Source organism: Streptomyces sp. NPDC002809 (genome assembly GCF_040295435.1).
GTDB lineage: Bacteria > Actinomycetota > Actinomycetes > Streptomycetales > Streptomycetaceae > Streptomyces.
The window spans coordinates 1-19,592 of sequence record NZ_JBEOVJ010000118.1; the positions used below are offsets into that span (position 1 = coordinate 1).

Genomic DNA, 19,592 nt, shown 5'->3' on the forward strand with positions numbered 1-19,592 from the left:
GACGCCCGCACCAGCGGAGCCGGGCCCATACGGGCGAGGCGATCAGGACAGCGCCAGCGCCTCGTCCACCACGGCCTGCTCGTCCTCGTTCAACGGAACGAAGGTTGCGAACATGGGCATGTTGTTGTTCGAACAACGCGCGTAAACCGCGTGGTCGAACTCCTCGAACAGGGGCTCCTCGTGCTCCGCATGCTCAGCCATGTGCTCTCCAATCGGAAACGGGACTCATATCCCTCACCGGCCCCGATGCGGACAAGGTCGCAACAACCCGCACAGATCTGGGTGTTGGATCTTCCGCGGCGGGCTCGGCGCAATTATTAATTCATCACGAGCCTCTTATCAAGAGTGCCGGAAAGCTGCGCAACCCAGAGTGGTCCGGTTCGCCGGATTCATGAGTGACGTGACGTCATGCCCGGTGTGCAGCAAAGGAGTCCGGGCGACAGAGCCGGCATGGAACTGGTGATCATACAGTTGTCTAGACCCATGAAAGCGAGTGGGACCGCGCCTGCACCGATATCGTCACCCATTTCCCCACCGCACTGGAAAAGAGGGCCCGCAAGCCGCTCCTCCTGCCCGCGACCACCGCCGGCCCCCACGAACCCTCGACCTCTTCGACGAGCCCGGACAGATCTCGATCTTGCAATGACCCTGGGCACAGAGGAACGAGCAGGCAAGAGAACGAGGACCCCCAGGGCGCCGGGGCCACCACAGGCCCAGCGCCTCGATGCCGCGAGTACGCGCAGCAAGGAAATGGGTCCCACGCTCGGAACGACCGCGGAACCGTGAAGGCGGGCTACTGCCCCCACCTCGGCTGAAGTTTATTCTCGCATTCCAGATAAAGCCGACCGGTGTGATACTGAAGGCGCACCGTGCAGCGTCAACCATGTTTCCAGAAATCACGGTCCATGCAAGAACGAAAGTCGAGAGAAGAGAATTCGGCCGGACCACTGCATCACCCTCGATGTCAAAGTGAGTCCCTACGGGAACGACAGCGTGACAGATACCGCACAATCGCCCTGGAGCGCAGCGGCAGACACTCTCGATGAATCCCCTCGCTCACTTGCTTGTCTTCTTGTCGATCTATCTCGTCCACGAGGATCGTGACTGCACATCACTTCTCACCCGGCCATCAAATTGACCTGGAGGGAAAATACGCACAGAACGGGACAGTTGAGCTCTCAACCCCTCCACACAAAGTCATTTTTCCGCACATAGCATTGTGATCAACAGGAGCATTTCCGTCGCGATTCAGCTGTGCCCAGCCGAGATCAATCGACTTTTGATCTTATTCGATCACGTTCGATCAGTGTGCCGCCGGGCTCGGACTCGCCCCTCGCGGCGTGCCGAGCACCGTTCCCTGTTCCGACCATCCCACCGGGGCGTCTACCCTCGTCGGAAGACCGCCATCGGAGTGAGTGCGCAGCATTCGATGGCGCACGGTCTCAATGCCCCAACCGGATCAAGGTACTGAGACACCAGGGGGCCGGCCGCGCAGGATTCGGACTCCCGCACAAGCGCGTCCTGATCCGCTCACGCATAGACCAGTCCGGATACATCCTCAAGGAAGCCCGATTCCGTCCGGGAACCCCGCGAGAACCCGCGTCGAGCCGGGTCGGGCTCGGTTTCGGCCTCTTCCCCGAACAAATCGATCAACTCCCGGCACTGACCGCTCGACGGCATGCCGACCAGGCGGGTGACGCCCTCCTTCACCTCACGGCGTCGTGCTGATCCGTCTGACCCCCTTCGCTGTCCTCGACGAACCGCATGAGGATCGGTCCGGCGAAAGACAATCAACGACATCAGCCTCACGGCCGCCGGCAGATGGCCCCGGGGCACGCCCGGCGTGCCGGACACGAGGGCGGAGAAGCGGACACCCGTCCGTCGTCCGGCGCCTGTCGGCCGACCTCACGGTCCAAGGCTGAAAGGCCGTCGGCGGCCGGCCGGCCGCCGGGTGGCGTGCGCGCGGCGCCGTCCCCCGGGTGGCTCCCTCTACGGCGCGTCGTATTCAGTCGGTGATGTACCAATCGTTCTTGAGGTACTCCAGGGTGTAGCTGCCGAGGTCGCTCTCCGAGAAGGTTGCTGAAGCCCTGACCGCTTCGACCGGCATATCGATCTTGTCGGGCGTGCGCACGACAATGCGCTGCGGGTCGACCGTCGCAGTTCGCAGGGCCTTCTTCTGCGTGGACGAGATCATCTGGAACACGGTGGCGTACGTCGACGTGCACGGGCCGAATCCCTGGTCCTGTGCCTTCTGCGCAGCGGGCCGGGCCACTTCGCAGACCTCGTCGATGTCCTCACGGCCCAAGGCATGGAGGTATTGCTCGTACCGGTGGATCGCGCCCGCTCTCGTCCTGGGCGTGCGTTGATCGCCGGTCGGCTCGGCTGATGGCTTCTCGGGCCGCGCGGACCCGGACGGTGTGGCCGCCGGCTGTTCAGGCCGCGTAGCCATGGACGGCTGCGAAGGATTCGTGTCCTTGTCGTCTTCCGAATCCTCCGGACCGCACGCGCACGCCCCCAGCGCCACACAGGCCGCTACCACCACGCTCGCCATCACCCGAGCCCTCATCCGGTCCCCTCACCAACCGCCGGCAACACACGTGGTCACGCAGGAACGGGGCAGAACGGTTCCCGAGCCGGCCCGGGCGGAACGCCGACCGTCCGCGGAGGCACCCGAGTCCCGGTTCGCCGCTGCCCGAGCCCGCGTGGCACCCCAGCCCTCCCCTCCCCCGGTGCCGGCACCGGCACGGTCGATGAGCCTCGGCAGTGAGCCGGCCAGGAAGACGCGGGTCATCCCTCACACCCGACGTCGCACCTGTTCGGGAGCAACCCGAACGCGCAGCGCCGGAACGGGGGTGAGCGGGCGACGACCGAGTTCCGCTGGCAGTTCACCGCCTCCCCCGCGAAGCTGAACACCTCGAAGGTGTCCGCCGCAGGCCCTTGCGAAGGCAGCGTCGCCCGGTGCAGCCCGCCGGTCGTCTGCTCGCCGGCGTCGGTGCTGGGGCGGCACCCTTCGCAGGCCCGGACGGGTTCAGCAGTTCTCCCCGCTGTTCGATCGTGAAAGGTGCTCGGCATGAGCAGAGGCTTGATCGTCGTGGATGTGCAGAAGGACTTCTGCGAGGGCGGCAGCGTTCCTGTCGCAGGAGGCGCCCGGATCGCAGCCGCCATCGCCGACCTGGTGGAGCAGAGCGCGGGCGGTGACTACCAGTACGTCGTGGCCACCCGCGACCACCACATCGACCCGGGAAACCACTTCTCGAAGAATCCGGACTTCAAGGACAGCTTCCCCGTGCACTGCGTAGCCGGAGGCGAAGGTGGCGAGTTCCACCCGGACTTCGCCCCCACCGCGACCGGTGGCAAGGTCAACGCCGTCTTCTTCAAGGGCGCCCACAGCGCCTCCAAGAGCGGCTTCGAAGGTGCGGACGCCGAGGGGACCTCCCTCGCCGACTGGCTTCGGGCCCGGGAGGTGAGGGACGTCGACGTCGTGGGCATCGCAACCGACCACTGCGTGCGTGCCACCGCGCTGGATGCCGCCGCGGCGGGCTTCAGTACCCGGGTACGCCTGGACTACTCCGTCGGCGTAGCCCCCGACACCATTGCCTCCACTCTGGAGGACTTCCGTGAGGCCGGCATCGAGACGTCCGGCCAAGCGCCACTGCTGAGTTAGTCCGGCGCAGCACACGCGGTACCAGCGCGCTCGTCGTCGGAAGCGAGCGATCCGCAGGAGGCACTTCGGGTCGCGCGCAGGCGGATCTCCCGGAAGCCGACAGCTTCCGCCGCGGGAAGTGCACTTGCCCGTGGAGGATGCTCCGTCATCCATCACCAGCGCAGCCCAGGTCCTGATCCGTGCAAGAGCGGGTACTGAAACCAGCCGGGGGCCCGACTCGTGTGTACAGCGCTCCTGCCCACCGAGGAGCACCCGGTGCGCCGGCACAAGTGAAACCTCAGCCCATCAGAGCGCCCCCAGCCGGCCGGAGCCCTGCAATCCAGCGGCCGATGCCTGAACTGCCGCCCTCAGTTCGCAGGCGCGGTTCGTCACCCGAGTGCACCATGGCAATGCCGTGCCCCCAGGTGGCAATCGCGTGACCGCCCCTCTTGCACGATCTCGATCTCACTACGGGCGGTCCGGCGGCAGCAAACGGAGCACGGTCAGCCTCTGCAGCGGCTCAACCGGGTCCGACAGTTCATGAGCCGCCGCTCACCACGACGGCGAAGTGACGGTCCGGCCGGCTGTTCAGTGCTGTCCGGCCGGACGCGGTTCAGTAGTCGATGTTGATGGCTGCGACAAGCCGGCCGGCACTGTCGACGACGACAGCCGCACCGGCCCTGGTCGAACTTCCGTAGGTCAGTGCGGTCTTGTGGCCCGCGCTGTTGAACCATGCCTCGATCATCGCCTCGGGCGTGGTGCCCTTTCCTCCCATGAAGAGAACCTCGTGGCCACAGTGCTCGAGAGCGCCCCTCTCAAGGCTGCGCGCGGAGCATTCCTGGGCCTGACCGGCCAGATCGCCGCTCTCCTCGACGCGCGGGAGCCCCAGGGCGACGCGGCGCTCATTGAGGAGTGAGATGAGCCGGTGCCCGTCGGCAGACATGCCGATGGAGGAAGAGCCTGCGGAATCGGAGTCACCGCTGTCCGCCGGGGTCGCAGGCTCAGCATTCTGCTTCTGCTGTTGCTGCTGCGCCCGGGTCGTCTTCGCGCGAGCCTCCTCCGCCGCGGCCAGGCGCTTCCGCTCAGCCTCCTGCTGGTTCTCGCGCGCCGTCTCAGCGGCCCGTTCGCGGGCGTTCTGTTCCTCTTTCCCCATCAGCCGTTCCTCCGCTTCCGCGGCCTCATTCTCTTCCGCATACGATGCCTGCACACGTGTGGCGTTGCCCTCTGCCGCACGGTCGTCGACGGACTGCTGGCCCTGCGGCTTCCCAAGCGCGGCGGAATCCGTGTCGTCCGGGCCGCTCTGCAGCGTCAGGGCAACCGCTCCACCGAGCGCGAGCAAGACACCGGATGCAGCGAAGATCCGGGCACGGGGACTGCTGGTCTTCGCATGCGAACGGACGGTCTTGGTACGGGCCCTGCCGTGTGATGCGCGGTGCTGAGACATCGAAGTAACTCCAGTTCACTCTTTGCGGAGGGTGGATCACTTCTAAGGAGCGGTGGGCGCCCGACCCGTCCCGCTCCGTTACGGCTTCGTTATCCGAGCCCTCGTCACGTGGTGTCCGCCCGCACGCCCATCTCGCCTGTGCACGCCTGTGCACGCCTCCGGGGCCTGCCCCTCGTCCACCGCGCGAATGTGCGCGACGGGCGAGCCGACCGTGAGAGGGCACAGCGGTGTGGGTGATGGCGTATTGCGGTGAGGCCACATCGACAACCGGGTGGGCCACGGCGTCGTCGCCGGGACGTGGACCGCCTCAAGGGCCATGTCGGCCCGATACGGAGGGTGCTCGGCCCGCCCGGAGCGGGCAGGTGCATGCTCTCGGCCGACCCGGGGCGGCGAGGGGCTCACCGCGGACAGGGACGACGACCGTGATCGCAAAGGCTGCCGAGGGTCTCTTCACCGGGCGACAGGATCCATCGAGGACCTTGAGCACTTCTTCTACGGCTGAAGGACCATCTCTCCGTCGTCACCGCGGTACCCGGTGTTCCCGGGTACCGCCAGGAGGTCCGCAGCCGTGACGGTGACGGCATCCTCGCCCGGGTGGGCGGGCGTCGTGTCCCACGTAAGCGCGGTCCACGGCATGGCCGGCCGGTGTCATTCCGCGCCGTCCCACGAGTGGAGGCCATGCCGGTAGAGCCCTTCGCCCTGGTTGCGGCCGGTCCACGCGGTCACCGCCGACCTGCAGCGCATCGCCGACACCGCCGCCGCCCAGCGGGGGGCGGCGGTGTCTCCAGGGCGTGGTGGACGGCACGGTTGTCAGTCCGTGAGGAAGGCGCCCACGGAGCAGGGGCGGCAGACGAAGACGTAGCCCAACTGGCCACCGAGGTTCATCGCGGTCTGCCGGTCGATCCCCTCCTCCAGGTGTGCCGCGAATTCCGTCGCGCCGGAGCAGGAGGGGCACCTGGGCAACCGGTCGTCCTCCAGGTAGGAGGGGCTGCCGCCAAGTGATCCGAGTACCTCGCGCTGCTTCCCGAACCACTCGCCGGGCTCCCGCTCCCACCCTGAACGGGCGAGGTCGTAAGCGTCGGGCGGGAGCTCGTCGCCGTCGTCCTGATCGGGTTCGAGTGTCACGACCTGGGTCTTGATCGCCGAGACTGCGGGCAGGAGTGTCACGCCCTTCTCCGGCACGGCCACCGGCACCAGTCCCGCGGGCGGGAACAGGAAGACCCGATTGGCCCCGGACGTCGCGTCCCACAACTCGCAGGCGCCCGGATCGTTCTGGCACAGGAACACCGACAGGACGCCGTACTCGACCGGCAGATGCGCGAAGAACTGCATCGGCCCTCCGCAGAAGTCGCCGCAGAGCGGCCAGATGAACCCCTCGGGGGCCAGCGGCACGCCACCGGTACGCGGTATGTCTGCATCGGGTGCGGCTGTGCCGTCGTAAATCATCAAAGTTGCCTGCATGGACGAAGGCTAAGGGCTGCCTTCGGTAGCTCGGGAGACAGCATGCATACAGCTGCCGGGCCCACGCACGCTGCCGGTGCACCGCGCAGCACACCCCGGATCCCGAAACAGAGGTCAGTGCCTCGCCAGCACCGCCCCGCCGAAGGACTCGGCCGGTCCCTTGGCGGTCCGACCTCCAAGATCCACCTTGCCGGTGAAGGCGGCCGCCGTCCATTGGCCATGCTGATCCCGGCCGGGCAGTGGGGTGACAGCCCCCAGCTGATCCCGGTTCTGGAACGTATCAGGGTCAAGCGCCCATGTGGCGGGCATCCGCGTACCCGTCCCGACCACTTCGGCGGCGACAGAGCTTACAGCTCCCGCCGCAATCGCCGCTACCTGCGCAGACGCCAGGTCAAGCACACGATCCCGGAGCCGAAGACCAGCGGGCCAACCGCCGGCGCCGCGGCAGCCTAGGAGACCGGCGTGCGGTCTCGACAGACAGATGTACAAGCACCGGAACGAGGTCGAGCGCAAGATCAACCGGCTCTAGCACTCCATTACCGTCGCGACGCGGAATGACAAGCGTGCCTACGTCTTCCACGGCGCCGTCAACCTCGCGTCGATATGCCTCTGGCTCAGAGCGTGATCAGCCCGCGTCCGGAGCGTCGGCACGCTTCGCCACCTCGGCACTGACCTGCCTCAGTATCACCGTCGGCGATGGCGTGACGGCGCACCACCCGCCACCCGTCTCGGCCGGCCGGACTGCTGCGCAGGCCCCCTGGGCGGACGCCGTCAGGCGACTCAGCGGCCCTTGCGTACCCGGGCCGCCGCGCGTGCTTCCGCCGTCTTGCGGGCGTCGGCCGTCTTCCGGGACTCCTTGGAGCGGCCCGGACGAGTGCCCATGCCGCGAAACGGGACGTTGCCGCTCCCCTTCCCTTCGACGGGCGGGCGCTTCGCCCCGGTGATGGCGGTCAGCTTCTCCTCGCCGGAACGCACCTGGGTGACAGTCGGCCGGATCCGGGCTTCGGTCATGATCCGGTTGACGTCCCGCCGCTGGTTCGGGGTGACCAGTGTGACGACGTTCCCGGATTCCCCGGCACGAGCGGTACGCCCGCCACGGTGCAGGTAGTCCTTCGCGTCGGCCGGCGGGTCGACATTGACGACGAGGTCGAGCGCCTCGATGTGAATGCCTCGCGCCGCGACGTTGGTGGCCACCAGCACGTCGATCTCGCCGTCCTTGAACTGCGCGAGCGTGTGTGTGCGCTGGGGTTGCGACTTCCCGCTGTGCAGGGCGGCAGCCCGTACGCCGCTGGCCCGCAGGTGCCGGGTGAACTGATCCACGCCGGCCTTGGTGTCCAGGAACATCAGGACCCGGCCGTCCCGCGCGGCGATTTCGGTCGCGGTCGCGTACTTGTCGGCGGGGTGGACGTTCAGCACATGGTGTTCCATCGTGGTGACCGAGCCCGCCACACGGTCGAGCGAGGCGACTACCGGCTCGTGCAGATAGTTCTGCACCAACTGGTCGACATTGCGGTCGAGCGTGGCCGAGAAGAGCAGCCGCTGTCCGTCGGGGCGGACCTGGTCCAGAATTTCCGAGACCTGGGGCAGGAACCCCAGGTCGCACATCTGGTCCGCCTCGTCCAGCACCGTGATCCGCACCTGCTGCAACTCGCAGAACCGACGCGACACCAGGTCGGCGAGCCGTCCCGGCGTCGCGACGACCACTTCGGCGCCGGCCCGCAAAAGTGCCGCCTGCCGGTTGATCGCCAGCCCGCCGACCACCGTCGCCAGCCGAACGTTCAGGGCCTGCGCGTACGGCGCCAGCGCGTCGCTCACCTGCTGCGCAAGCTCCCGGGTCGGCACCAGGACCAGTGCGAGCGGCCGCTTCGGTTCCGCCCGCGTGCCTGCAGTCCGTGCCAGCAGCGCAAGCCCGAAGGCAAGCGTCTTCCCGGAGCCGGTCCGCGCGCGGCCGAGGACGTCACGGCCCGCCAGCGCGTTGGGCAAGGTCGCTGCCTGGATCGGGAAGGGCTCCTTCACACCGAGTCCGGTCATCGTCGCCGTCAGTTCCGACGGCAGCCCGAGTTCGTCGAAGGACTCGACCGGCGGCAGGCTGGGAACAGCCGTCTGCGGCGTTGCCAGTTCGCCCTTCGGGGCCGGCGGCTTTGCGTTCATGGGGTAACCCTTCTCGGTCCGGCGCCCAAAACGCGCCAGGGCCCGTACCCCTCGGTACGGGCCCTGGCGATTTTGAAGCGTGCCACCAGTTTACCAGCGGGTGCCCCGGCACACCCTGGTCCCGTCTGCTCGCCCGCTGTCGTCATCGGCCTCGGACGCACCTGACCCGACCTGCTGGGAAAGGTGTCGAGCGGACCTACCGGGCGTGACGTCGTGGGAACGCTGCGCCCGTTCAGTTCGAAGCCCGCAAAGTGGCGAGTCGGGAGGCGGCAGCCACTCGACGTCGAGACGTCGCGGGACTGCTCCGAGAACGACCACGCGGCCGCTACCAACGGCGCAGGCAGCCTGGAGGCCCGGAGTCGTGAGACACGATGCGGCGGGGCTGGTTTCGGGTCACGGGGGACCCGATGACGAAGCGACCAGGCGGTAGCAAATCCCCTGTCTTGGCCTGCCTCTGCCTCTGCCTCAGTTTGGGCTCACGCGCCGCGATCCCGTCACTTGAGGGTCGAAGGAAAGCCACGTACCGACAAGGCCCTGCTGACCTGCCCCGGGCTGGGACCAGTCGCAGACACCGTAACGGAAGATCGCCGTCAGCTCGTTGAACTGGGCGTCGGTCACTGGCCCCTGGTAGTCGGAGCGGCTCACGGGACGCTTGCGGCACTTGACGATGTCGTTGGCCACATCGGCTCCGGCGACCATCCGCGGCGATGTCCACACCGGGTAGAGGGTGTTGCACTCGGTGTTGTTGATGCCCTCGACCTGGGGCTCGGTGATCTTCTTCGCACCGATGCCACGGGTCCAGCAGGCGTCCGCGAGTCCCTGCGGCTGGTGGCGGACGATCTTCTCGATGGGGGCGTCGGCGGCGGAGTCTCCCTTGATGCCGGTGAGCCACTGGTCCATGTCGGACAGCATCCCGGCAAGGGTGAATCCGTGCCCGCTGGAGCGGGTCAGCATGACCTGGTTGGCATGGGTTCCGTTGGCCTTGTCCAAGCGCGCCCGGGTGGAGAAGGAGTGGAAGCGCATGTGCATGTCTCCGGCCGCCGCGTCGTCCGTGTAGTCGCGGTAGTCGATGATCGGAACGTCGGCGAGGCCGCCACCGCCGTTCAGCATGCGGCCCGTGCGGTAGGCGAGCCGTACCGCCTTGAGATCGGCGACGGTGCGCTCAGCGGCGGGCTTGGCATCGTCGTCGAGGCCGCCGATGCGCCGGTTGAGGTCGATGAACTGGTCCATGTCGATGGTGCCGTTGTTCAGAGCCTCAAGTCCGTACTGGATACCGGTGTTGTCGAGCGGCCGACGCACCTTCCCGGTCTCCGGCACCTCGCCGTAGACGTTCACGGTGTGGCTGTAGACATCACAGCGAGCACCGTCCGGGTTGGTGGCGGGGTCGTAGCGCTGCCCCTCGGGCAGCTGCGCCGGACAGTACACCGTGGGGTCGACACGGCCGCTTGCCCTGGCCAGACTGCCGATGCTCTCCCACTTGCCGAACCCTGAAACCGCCCTCTGCTGCTCCTTGGTGAATACGTCCGGCGCGACATTCTTGAAGTAGTGGTTCAGGAGCTGGGCGTCGCTGAGCGTCTGTATCGTCCCGAAACCGACGTCGGGGAAGCTGCAGCCGGAAAGGATGCCGTCCAGCAGGCCCGGGTAGTTGTCGGCGATCTGGTGGGTCTGGTACGAGCCGCCGGAGCAGCCGTTCCCGATGGTGAAGGCCGGGTCGCCGTACGTCTCCACGAACCGTTCCTTCACCATGCTCATGGTCTCGGCGGCCAGCAGGTCGTTGCAGTTGTTGCCGAAGACGTTCAGCGTGGACGATGCGACGCCGTAGCCCTTGCTCAGATACGTGTCGTTCATGATGCCGACGGTGTTGCGGCCCTGGACGTACCAGCCGCCGTTGCAGCCCCCGCCGAAGCCGTACACGAGACGCCCGTTCCAGCCCGGTCCACGCTGAAGGGGGTCGGGTGTGCCGGATTCCGGGTCGTGCAGCACGGCCGTCTCGTAGATGCCGCGGTTGATGGTGCCGGTCTCGACCCGGACGATGTACGGGACCTTCTTGCCCAGGCTGGTCGTGGCGGTCGCCAGGTCGGCGGGGCGGACGTTCTCGTCGGGCAGGGGGACAAACGTGCCCGCCGTGGTGCGGTACATGTAATCGACGCGGGTCTTGACCGAGCAGTCCTTGTCGATCGGCTGGCCGAGGGTGCCGCCGGTCACCGTCTTGAAATCGGCGGTGTCACAGATGAACGGCTGCTCCTGCGGCCCCGCGAACACCGGCCCGGTGATGGGGTGGTTCTTCAGGGTCAGCTGTCCCGTGATCGCGCCCTGCGCACTGGCAGTGAGCCTGTTGTCGCCCTTGGACAGCTCGCTCACCATGCCCATCAGCCCATCGCCGGACGGGCGGAAGCCCGAGGTCACGTCCCGGCCGTCCACCGCGACCCGGACCGTGTCGGCCGCTATGGAGGCGGGCACCTCGACGCGTATCAGGGCGTCGTCTCCCGACACCGTGCCGGGCCGTGACGAAACGGCCGTCACCTGCAGCGTCTCGCGTTCCAAGCTACCGGCCGGCGTCGCTGACGCACCTACCAGCACACCCATGAGCGCTATGCCGGCAAGACCCTTTTCGACCGGCTTCGCGGTTCGTCTGATCGACACGACGGAACACGCCTCACTTTCTGGAGTCGGAGATCGTACTCAATGCGTAGAGGCGGGCTGTCGGCCCGCCGGGAGGGTGATGCGCATGTCCCGTTGTCCGGGAGCGCGCGACTCATCGGCCAGCGACATGCGCATGGCACTTTCGATTCGGCGAACGGGCGATGTCCGCCGATCCGGAACGCCGAGCAGCTTGCCGAGGATGCCCCACAGGGCCACGCCCACCGCGGCGATCGCCGCGCCTGGTCTCCCGTCCGCTGGAAGGAGCCCGCGTCGGAACATCACCCACCGCAGGTGCTCGATCTGTAGCGGCCCCTCGCTGGTGATCGGCTCCTCGATGCGCCCGAGACCGCGCGACACCGCCCGCGACCGTCCGTCGGCCCGACCCGATGCCGGCCTCGCACAGGCCCTGGATGCCCTCGTCGGTGTCGACCACGAGCATGGTCATGCCGTCGCCCTGGTCAGGAAGAGGCAGCACTTCCAGGCCGGTGATCTTCATGTCACTCCCCTATGAAAACGTTCCCGCAATCTCAGCAACGTTCCGGAGAGCACATCATCGACAGCAGTCGAGCCGAACCGCAAGACCCTTGCATCCAGCAGGATTTCCTCGACAAAGTGATGAGTCGCAGGCCTTGACAGGCTCCGGGAACGTTCGCAAGCATCAACCGCATTCGCGAGGTCCAGATACAAGACGACCGGCACCCCCGGCTCAACACGACGAGGAGGCCGTCCGTGGCAGCCCGATCCGGCAAGTGGCAAGTGCTGCCGGCGTCACGGCGCCGACGGCGCCCCGTGCGTTCACGGCACCCGGCGGCGCGCAGCGTTCGGCGACGGCACGGCACGGACCGGCACGGCGACCGGGGCACACGGTCTTGGTCGCCGACAGCGACCGGCGCGAGGCGATGGGCCGGCTGACTTCCGGACCACGCAGGGCCGTTCGGTCTGTACGGGAGCAGCCTGACCCTGCAGCTTTGCCCAGGATGTGCGCGGAGAAGCCCGTACTGGATGCCCGGAAACGCGGGCGGCCTGACGGCCTGCACCCGCCCCGAGGTCAGCAGCCCCTGTCCGGTGGTTTCGCCGAGGACCAGCAACTGAAGCCCCGTCAGCTCCAGTCGATCACCGAGGTCAGGTCCAGCTCGCCGTCGAAAGCCGGGGGCTACCGTTGACGGTCGTACTGCGCCGGGAAACACCGACGCCGGCGGCGGGTTCGGTCAGGTCGTCGACGGGAGGATTCGCGTTCCACTCGCCGGTACGGGTCGCCGCGTACGGCACCGGACCGCGTGCTCGACGACAAGGCCTGCGCGATCCTGGCGATCAGGCGCCTCCTGCGTCGCCGGGGCATCACTGCCACGGTTCCTGAGCGCCGGAACCAGTTGGAATCTTCCTGGTCTCCCCGATTCCCCGAGTCCGCGAACCAGCCAGGTGAACAACCATCGAGCGGATCCTCGCCACGGGCCCCGACTACCGGCGGACAAAGCTCTGCCCGTTGCCGAGATCCATCACCTCGGCTCCGGCAAGGACAGCCGGGACTGCACTGGGCCGGTCCGTCCGGAAGTGCACTCGGTCCGGGCGCGGGTCCGTCGACAACCGGCCGTACAGGACCAGGGCGTCATGGCCCCCATCCGCTGGTTCACCGCCCCGATCGAGACACCGACACCCCGCCGCGAGTCCGGCAGCGGTGGTGAAGACCCCGGGCCGGCATCGACGCCCTCCTCCCGCCCCAGCGCGACGGAAGCGTCCTCAGGGGTGCGGGACCGTGAGCGCGGTGATGACCAGGCCCTGACGGATGATCCACCGACCCTCGAAGACCCCGATCCGCCGGCCTCCGACCAGCGGTCCGGGGACGAGCAGTTCGGCACGAAAGCTGCCCTGCGGCAACGATCCGAGGTCCTGGTCCTGGTCCTGGTCCTGGTTCTGGTTCTGGTCCTCCTGGTCCTGGTTCTCCTGGTCCTGGTGGAACTCGATGTCCGCGTCCTCGAAGTCCAGCCACTTGCCGGTCAGTGGGAACCACGCCTTGTAGACGCACTCCTTCGTGCTGAACAGCAGTCGGTCCCAGTGGACGGCGGGATGCTTCGCGTCGAGCACGGCCAGCCGCTCCAACTCGGCCGGGAGGGCTACGGAACGCAGGACGCCGTCCGGAAGCGGACCGTGAGGTTCGGCGTCGATGCCGAGGGAGGCCAGGTCGGTGGCGCGGACGAGAGCCGCGGCGCGGTAGCCGTCGCAGTGGGTCATGCTGCCACGCAGGCCCTCCGGCCAGGTCGGGGCGCCACGCTCACCCGGTAGGACGGCCTGCGGCTGGACGCCGAGCTTCGCCATGGCCTGGCGGGCGCAGGCGCGTACGGCGGTGAACTCGCGGCGGCGCTTCTCCACCGCCCTTGCCACCACCGCCTCTTCCTCGGGGTGGAGCACGGCATGGCAGGCCGCGTCGTCTCCTCGGCTCTCCACGGCCACCACCGAGTCCGGAAGTACTTCCTCGATCACTGGTTGTGTCCTCCGGTCGGCAGAATGCGGCGCAGTCTGCCGGGCGCCCCCGGCCGGGTGCGCCACTCACGGGGATATCCCACCGACACCTCCTCGAAGCGGACGCCTTCGTGCCAGGTGGTCCGGGGGATGTGGAGATGGCCGTAGACCATGGCCGTCACCCTGAATCTCTGGTGCCAGTCGTCGGTCAGCCGGGTGCCGCACCACATGGCGAACTCGGGGTACCGCAGGACGTCTGTGGGGTGGCGATGCAACGGGTAGTGGTTGACGAGGACCGTCGGCAGGTCCTCGTCGAGCGCCGTCAGCCGGCGCTCGGTCTCGGCCACCCGGTCCCGGCACCAGGCCTCACGGCTCGGGTAGGGGTCGGGGTGCAGCAGGTACTCGTCGCTGCAGATGACGCCGGTCTTGTGTGCGTAGGCGAGCCCCTCGGACTTGGTGGCGCAGCCGGCCGGCAGGAAACTGTAGTCGTACAGCAGGAACAGCGGGGCGACCGCCACCGGGCCGGTGGGACCGTTCCAGACCGGATAGGGGTCCTCGGGGGTGGCCACACCCAGTTCGCGGCACAGCTCGACGAGATGGTCGTAGCGGGCGGCGCCGCGGAGGGTGACGGCGTCCTTCGGGTGCGTCCACAGTTCGTGGTTGCCGGGAGCCCAGACAACCTTGCGGAAGCGGCTCGCCAGAGTGCCGAGGGCCCATCGGATGTCGTCCACGGTCTCCGCGACGTCCCCGGCCACGATCAGCCAGTCGTCATCGGAGCCGGGCGCCATCTGCTCCACCAGGGCACGGTTCTCGGGATAACTGATGTGCAGGTCGCTGATGGCCAGCAACTGCCCGGTACCGCCGGTCATCAATGCCCTCTCGTCCGCGCATGTGATCGCGTCCACGACAACACACTTCACGACTCCCTGACAAGCATTCACGTGTTGCGGGCGGTCAGCTCGCCGCCGCCGCCGGGATGGACGGACGAAACCTGTTCAGCCCCACCCACGTCGGCCACAAGATGTTGTTCAAGTGGCTCCCGCGTGTTGCCGGATTGCAGGGACTCCTGGCCGGCATGTCGGGGTGCGGGGAGGGCTGACGAGTGGGACAGATACCTTCCCGGCACGACACAAGCGTTCGATCTTCCCGCGCCGCTCGCCCGAGGCGTCGCAGGCCGCAGCGGCGCATGGCCCTTCGTCCAGGGCTTCGCCGCCCACTGGGCCGGCGAAGCCCTGGACAACGCACGACGGATGGACGGAGGCCGGTCTCGACGCTGCCGAGCAGAGGCTGGGCATCCGGCTGCCGCCAGCGTTGCGTGAGGCGTACCTGCTGTTCGGACGTCGGCGGGACCTCACCAGCAATCACGATGTGCTGCTCGGTCCTGCGGAGCTGTTCGTCGATGACGCCGAGGAAGCCCTGGTCTTCCGTCACGAGAACCAGGGCGCCGCGCAGTCGCCGCGGACTCGGGTCACAGCGCGGCGGCAGCGGTCGGTGCCGGTCCCACTGGTGTCGCCGAAGGAGTCACAGGAGCGATGCCAACGCCGTTCGCTCCTCCATCCACTCCTCCCGTTCACCTTCAATTGACGTGAACACGTCTTGACTGACGGGCGTCTGCGCACGCACCTTTGCTGGGCGGATCTTTCCCAGGGGGGTACATGAACATCAAGGTCCTCGGCGCGTCCATGGTCCTTGCCCTGTTGGCCTCGGCGGGTGCCTTGCCGGCACCGGCCTCATCCGAACCGCGCCAGGGGCCGGCGCGAGCCCTGCCGCTGGGAGCCGCCGGGCTGACCGAGACCCGCAGCACGCGGACACTGCAGCCCGGTGTCACACTCACGCGCATCGTGCGCGGAGCCGACGCCCCGGCGCTTGCGTGGACGGTCGAGGTCTCCATACCCGGCGGTGCCACCTCGCCGGACCCCGATGCGCCGCCGACAGCACTGAAGGACCGGGCGAGCGCCGACGAGCTCACCGCGGCAGTACAGGGGGACGGTTTCGACGCCCGGGCGGAGCACGTCACGACTCCGGCCGTCGCCGACTACGCCGGCGGATCACTTGGGTGGCGGGTCCGGGTCGGGCGATTCGACTCGCAGTCGGCCGCGTCGGCCGAGCTCACCAGGCTGAGAAAGGCCGGGTACGCCGGATCCGCCGTGTACACCGGCTGGGACGGCAGCTCCGGGGACCGCGGACCGTGGCGGATCGACGTCCTCACCATCGCCCCCGGCCGGTTCCGCGGCGGGCTGAAGGCGTCGTACGGTCCTGACCTGGAGAACCGCGAGAGGACCAGTGAGCTGGCCGCCTCGGCCGGTGCGACCGCGGCGGTCAACGCCGGGTTCTTCGTCCTCGACCCGAAGGCCGGAGCGCCGGGTGACCCGGCCGGTGTCGGCGTCTACGACGGCCGGCTGCTGAGTGAGCCGGTGAACGGGCGTCCCGGCCTGGTGATACGCGACGACGGGCGCCACAGCAGCGTCACCCGGCTCACGTGGAAGGGGCGAATCGCCGGCCGCGACGCGTCGCAGCCGCTGGACGGCATCGACCGTGTTCCGGGCTTGATCAGGAACTGCGGTGGCACGGACGACGACACTCCGACCTCCCTCCCCCTGCACGACGTGACCTGCACCGACGACGACGAGCTCGTTGCCTTCACCCCCGGATTCGGCAGTCGGACCCCGTCCGGCGACGGCGTCGAAGCCGTACTGGACACCCGGGGCCGGGTACTGGAGATGCGCTCACCACGCGGCGGACCGTTGCCGGCCGGCGGCAGTTCCGTGCAGGCGACCGGCAGCCGCGTCGCCGAGCTGACCGCCCTGGCACACGTCGGCCGGCCCCTGCGCATCGAGGCGACGCTGCGGGACGGCAACGGCCACCAGGTCTCCCCGTCACCGGCGACCGGCATTCTCAACGGGGGCCCCGAACTGGTCCGCGACGGAAGCCTGCACGTCACACCAGCGACCGACGGGATGGTGCAGCCCGGCAATGCAAGCTTCTACTACGGCTGGGTGCACAAGCGCAATCCCCGCACGCTGGCCGGGGTGGACGCCGCCGGCAGGACCGTACTGGTGACGGCCGACGGACGCAGCACGGACGCGCTCGGACTGAGTATCCCCGAGAGCGCCGCCGTGGCCCGGGCACTGGGCCTGCGCGACGCGGTCAATCTCGACGGCGGCGGGTCGACCACCATGGTGATCGACGGAGAAGTGATCAACGACCCGTCAGACGCGGCCGGTGAACGCCCTGTCGGGGACGCACTGCTGATACTGCCCGGCCGGAACTGACCCGGTCGGACCCGACAAGGCCCCAGCCCGCGACCACTCACTGCCAGGAGTCACCATGACCGCCGTCCCGATCCGACGAGCCCGCCTCCTGCTCGTTGTTGCCGCACTACTGCTCACCATGGTGTCGATCCCGGCGGCTCCGGCCTCCGCCTCGGCGCTCTCACCCGCCGCGACGGCGGGCGGGACCGCCTCGTCCCGGAGGGCCGAGGTCGTCGCGACCACCCGGGTCGCCGATCGGCAGGTCGACCTCTCGGTCCGTTCACCGGCCCTCGGCGGCCGGACGGTGAACGTGCGTCTCCTCACGCCCGACGGCTGGGTCCCGGGCGACCGCAGCCGGCACTGGCCCACTCTGTGGCTGCTGCACGGCTGCTGCGGGGACTACACGTCGTGGACCGGTCGGACCGACGTCGCACGGACCGAGAGCCTGCGCGACGTCCTCGTGGTCATGCCGGAGGCGGGCTGGAACGGCTGGTACAGCGACTGGTGGAACTACGGCCAGGGTGGTGACCCGGCGTGGGAGACCTTCCACACCCAGGAGTTGCGCCTCCTCCTCGAACACGGCTGGGGAGCGAGCAGCAACCGCGTCGTGGCGGGACTCTCGATGGGCGGCCAGGGTGCTCTGCTGTACGCCGCCCGGCACCCCGGAATGTTCAAGGCGGCAGCGGCGTACTCGGGCTCCGTGCACCCGCTGCTCAACGACGAGTCCGTGAACCGCGTCATGGGGTTCTTCGCCGGTCAGGGCAACGACCCGCTGAGGGTCTGGGGCGATCCGGTGGCACAGCGCGATGTCTGGGCGGCCCACGACCCGTTCCATCTGGCCAAGCGCCTCAGGTCGATCCCCGTCTATCTGTCCTGCGGTGACGGCACCACCGGCCCCCTGGACCCGCCCGGCGGTACGAGTGCGCTCGAAGCGGACTTCAACAGGCAGAACCATGCCCTTGCGGACGAGCTCGAACGCACTGGCGCACGGCAGGTGACCACACACTTCTACGGACCAGGGACCCACGGCTGGGCGTACTGGCAGCGGGAGTTGCACGCCTCGCTCCCGATGCTGCTCCACGCCCTGCGCGCCGACCGCTGAACGGCCGACCGCCGAGGTCGTCCGCTCTGCCGTCCCCGGTCGAGCCCATCCGAATGAGCGCTGGGACGCGTACGCGGGGGCCTGTGCCGGCACCCGTACACCGCAACCGGCCACGACTCCCCCGGCAGTGCCTCGCGCCGAGCACCGTTGGTGCGGGTGGCCGATCGTAGGGTGACGTGGGTGATCGTTCGTGAGGGTGCGGGAGAACAGGCTGCCGGCGGCGGCCCGGCTATCTGGCGGCGGCTGTGGTGTTCGCCATCGGGATGGCCGGAACTACGCTGCCCACCCCCCTGTACGGGCTCTATCAGCAGCAGATCGGCTTCTCCGAGCTGATGGTGACCATCGTGTTCGCCGCCTATGCCCTGGCAGTGATCGCCGTACTGATGCTGGTCGGCAACTACTCCGACAAGGTCGGCCGCAGACCCGTGCTCCTGTGTGCCATGGCGCTGTCGGCAGCGAGCGCGGGATGCTACCTGCTGGAGAGCGGGCTGCCGCTGCTCTTCGCCGGCCGCCTCCTGTCCGGCGGCGCGGCCGGCCTGCTGAGCGGCGCGGCGACGGCGGCGGTCCTGGAGCTCGCCCGCCCCGGGCAGAAGGCTCGGGCCGGGTTCGCCGCCACGGCCGCGAACATGGGAGGGCTGGGCTGCGGGCCGCTGCTCTCCGGTTTCCTGGCCGAGTACTCACCGTGGCCGCTGATGCTGCCCTTCTGGGTTCACCTGGGCCTGGTGACCGCGGCGTGCGGGATCACCTGGTTTCTTCCGGAGACCGTGGCCCGGCCTCAGCGTTGGCCACGTCCGGCACCTCAGGGCGTAGCCGTGCCGGACGAGGTGAAAGGTGTGTTCGCACGCGCCTCACTGGCTGCCTTCGCGGGCTTCGCGCTGCTCGGGCTGTTCACCGCGGTCGCGCCGAGCTTCGCTACGCAGACGCTCGGCGTGGACAACCTGGCCGTTACCGGCGCCATCGTGTTCTCCGTCTTTCTGGCCTCGACTGCCGGGCAGCTGCTTACCCGGCGGATCGGCTCGCGCCTTGCGCTGCCTCTCGGGTGCGGTGCGCTCGTCGCCGGTCTGCTGCTGGTGGCATCGTCGCTGATCGCGGAATCCCTGCCGCTGCTCGTCCTCGGCGCCCTGTGCGGGGGCACGGGCCAGGGCCTGTCCTTCCGCGCGGCACTGACTCTGGTCAGCGACGCCGCTCCGGCCGCGCACCGGGGCGGCACCATTTCGGCCTTCTTCGTCGTGGCGTACACCGGGATCTCGGTTCCGGTGGTCGGGGTCGGCGCCTTGGCCACATGGCTCGGCCTGCGCGAGGCCGGGCTGATCTTCACGGGCTGCGTCATTCTGCTGGCGGGCGGCGCGGGCATCTACGCAGCTCTCAAACCGCCACCTCGGACGTAGCCGGGAGGCCTTGGCCGGCATGCCGGCCCAGGGCTCCCGGCGAACTCCCAGG

13 protein-coding genes and 1 pseudogene are annotated in these 19,592 nt (G+C 68.5%); 5 read left to right on the forward strand and 9 right to left on the reverse strand.

What is annotated here, in order from left to right:
• Positions 1-42 precede the first annotated feature (42 nt).
• Both ABT025_RS36920 and ABT025_RS36925 read right to left on the reverse strand, forming a co-directional pair.
• A complete protein-coding gene (locus ABT025_RS36920) occupies positions 43-201 on the reverse strand; it encodes a hypothetical protein (protein ID WP_351003050.1) in 159 nt (52 codons plus the stop codon).
• A 1,804-nt stretch (positions 202-2,005) separates the two neighbouring features.
• Positions 2,006-2,551 (reverse strand): hypothetical protein, encoded by a 546-nt coding sequence (locus ABT025_RS36925; protein ID WP_351003051.1) that lies wholly within the window; start codon positions 2,549-2,551, stop codon positions 2,006-2,008.
• A gap of 519 nt (positions 2,552-3,070) precedes the next feature.
• Here ABT025_RS36925 and ABT025_RS36930 point away from each other — a divergent pair.
• Positions 3,071-3,664 carry an isochorismatase family protein gene (locus ABT025_RS36930; RefSeq protein WP_351003052.1) on the forward strand — a complete coding sequence of 198 codons (594 nt, stop codon included), beginning with the start codon at positions 3,071-3,073 and terminating at the stop codon, positions 3,662-3,664.
• Between the two features lie 592 nt (positions 3,665-4,256).
• On the opposite strand, the gene ABT025_RS36935 is transcribed toward ABT025_RS36930, so the two are convergent.
• The gene (locus tag ABT025_RS36935; protein WP_351003053.1) at positions 4,257-5,087 is read right to left on the reverse strand and encodes a CAP domain-containing protein; all 831 of its coding nucleotides are present in this window, start codon (positions 5,085-5,087) and stop codon (positions 4,257-4,259) included.
• Positions 5,088-5,897: 810 nt separating this feature from the next.
• Entirely contained in the window at positions 5,898-6,548 is a 651-nt protein-coding gene (locus ABT025_RS36940; RefSeq protein ID WP_351003055.1) for a hypothetical protein, read from the reverse strand.
• A gap of 50 nt (positions 6,549-6,598) precedes the next feature.
• Here ABT025_RS36940 and ABT025_RS36945 point away from each other — a divergent pair.
• Positions 6,599-7,173 (forward strand): annotated as a pseudogene (locus tag ABT025_RS36945) (IS5 family transposase); the annotation flags it as partial.
• A gap of 155 nt (positions 7,174-7,328) precedes the next feature.
• Here the strand turns inward: ABT025_RS36945 and ABT025_RS36950 are convergent.
• The 5 genes from ABT025_RS36950 to ABT025_RS36975 form a co-directional block, all read right to left on the reverse strand.
• Complete coding sequence (locus ABT025_RS36950; protein ID WP_351003057.1) at positions 7,329-8,699, reverse strand: DEAD/DEAH box helicase; 1,371 nt, start codon at positions 8,697-8,699, stop codon at positions 7,329-7,331.
• A gap of 465 nt (positions 8,700-9,164) precedes the next feature.
• Entirely contained in the window at positions 9,165-11,342 is a 2,178-nt protein-coding gene (locus ABT025_RS36955) for a DUF6351 family protein (protein WP_351003058.1), read from the reverse strand.
• Between the two features lie 39 nt (positions 11,343-11,381).
• Positions 11,382-11,699, reverse strand: coding sequence for a hypothetical protein (locus ABT025_RS36960; RefSeq protein WP_351003059.1), 318 nt, complete (start codon positions 11,697-11,699; stop codon positions 11,382-11,384).
• 1,380 nt (positions 11,700-13,079) lie between these two features.
• Positions 13,080-13,820, reverse strand: coding sequence for a 4'-phosphopantetheinyl transferase family protein (locus ABT025_RS36970; RefSeq protein WP_351003060.1), 741 nt, complete (start codon positions 13,818-13,820; stop codon positions 13,080-13,082).
• On the reverse strand, positions 13,817-14,668 hold the full coding sequence (locus ABT025_RS36975; RefSeq protein ID WP_351003063.1) for a metallophosphoesterase family protein: 852 nt from the start codon (positions 14,666-14,668) through the stop codon (positions 13,817-13,819). The genes ABT025_RS36970 and ABT025_RS36975 overlap by 4 nt, the downstream gene beginning before the upstream one ends.
• A gap of 786 nt (positions 14,669-15,454) precedes the next feature.
• Between ABT025_RS36975 and ABT025_RS36980 the strand changes: the two genes are divergently transcribed.
• The 3 genes from ABT025_RS36980 (at position 15,455) to ABT025_RS36990 (ending at position 19,540) form a co-directional block, all read left to right on the forward strand.
• A complete protein-coding gene (locus ABT025_RS36980) occupies positions 15,455-17,071 on the forward strand; it encodes a phosphodiester glycosidase family protein (RefSeq protein ID WP_351003061.1) in 1,617 nt (538 codons plus the stop codon).
• A gap of 55 nt (positions 17,072-17,126) precedes the next feature.
• The gene (locus ABT025_RS36985; RefSeq protein WP_351003062.1) at positions 17,127-18,152 is read left to right on the forward strand and encodes an alpha/beta hydrolase; all 1,026 of its coding nucleotides are present in this window, start codon (positions 17,127-17,129) and stop codon (positions 18,150-18,152) included.
• A gap of 233 nt (positions 18,153-18,385) precedes the next feature.
• On the forward strand, positions 18,386-19,540 hold the full coding sequence (locus ABT025_RS36990) for an MFS transporter (protein WP_502972117.1): 1,155 nt from the start codon (positions 18,386-18,388) through the stop codon (positions 19,538-19,540).
• Positions 19,541-19,592: the final 52 nt, after the last annotated feature.

Excerpts from the sequence above, each read along its gene's own strand:
- ABT025_RS36920 (WP_351003050.1), bottom strand. The coding sequence starts at position 201 with ATGGCTGAGCATGCGGAGCACGAGGAGCCCCTGTTCGAGGAGTTCGAC.
- ABT025_RS36925 (WP_351003051.1), bottom strand. The coding sequence starts at position 2,551 with ATGGCGAGCGTGGTGGTAGCGGCCTGTGTGGCGCTGGGGGCGTGCGCG.
- ABT025_RS36930 (WP_351003052.1), top strand. The coding sequence starts at position 3,071 with ATGAGCAGAGGCTTGATCGTCGTGGATGTGCAGAAGGACTTCTGCGAG.
- ABT025_RS36935 (WP_351003053.1), bottom strand. The coding sequence starts at position 5,087 with ATGTCTCAGCACCGCGCATCACACGGCAGGGCCCGTACCAAGACCGTC.
- ABT025_RS36940 (WP_351003055.1), bottom strand. The coding sequence starts at position 6,548 with ATGCAGGCAACTTTGATGATTTACGACGGCACAGCCGCACCCGATGCA.
- ABT025_RS36950 (WP_351003057.1), bottom strand. The coding sequence starts at position 8,699 with ATGAACGCAAAGCCGCCGGCCCCGAAGGGCGAACTGGCAACGCCGCAG.
- ABT025_RS36975 (WP_351003063.1), bottom strand. The coding sequence starts at position 14,668 with ATGACCGGCGGTACCGGGCAGTTGCTGGCCATCAGCGACCTGCACATC.
- ABT025_RS36980 (WP_351003061.1), top strand. The coding sequence starts at position 15,455 with ATGAACATCAAGGTCCTCGGCGCGTCCATGGTCCTTGCCCTGTTGGCC.
- ABT025_RS36985 (WP_351003062.1), top strand. The coding sequence starts at position 17,127 with ATGACCGCCGTCCCGATCCGACGAGCCCGCCTCCTGCTCGTTGTTGCC.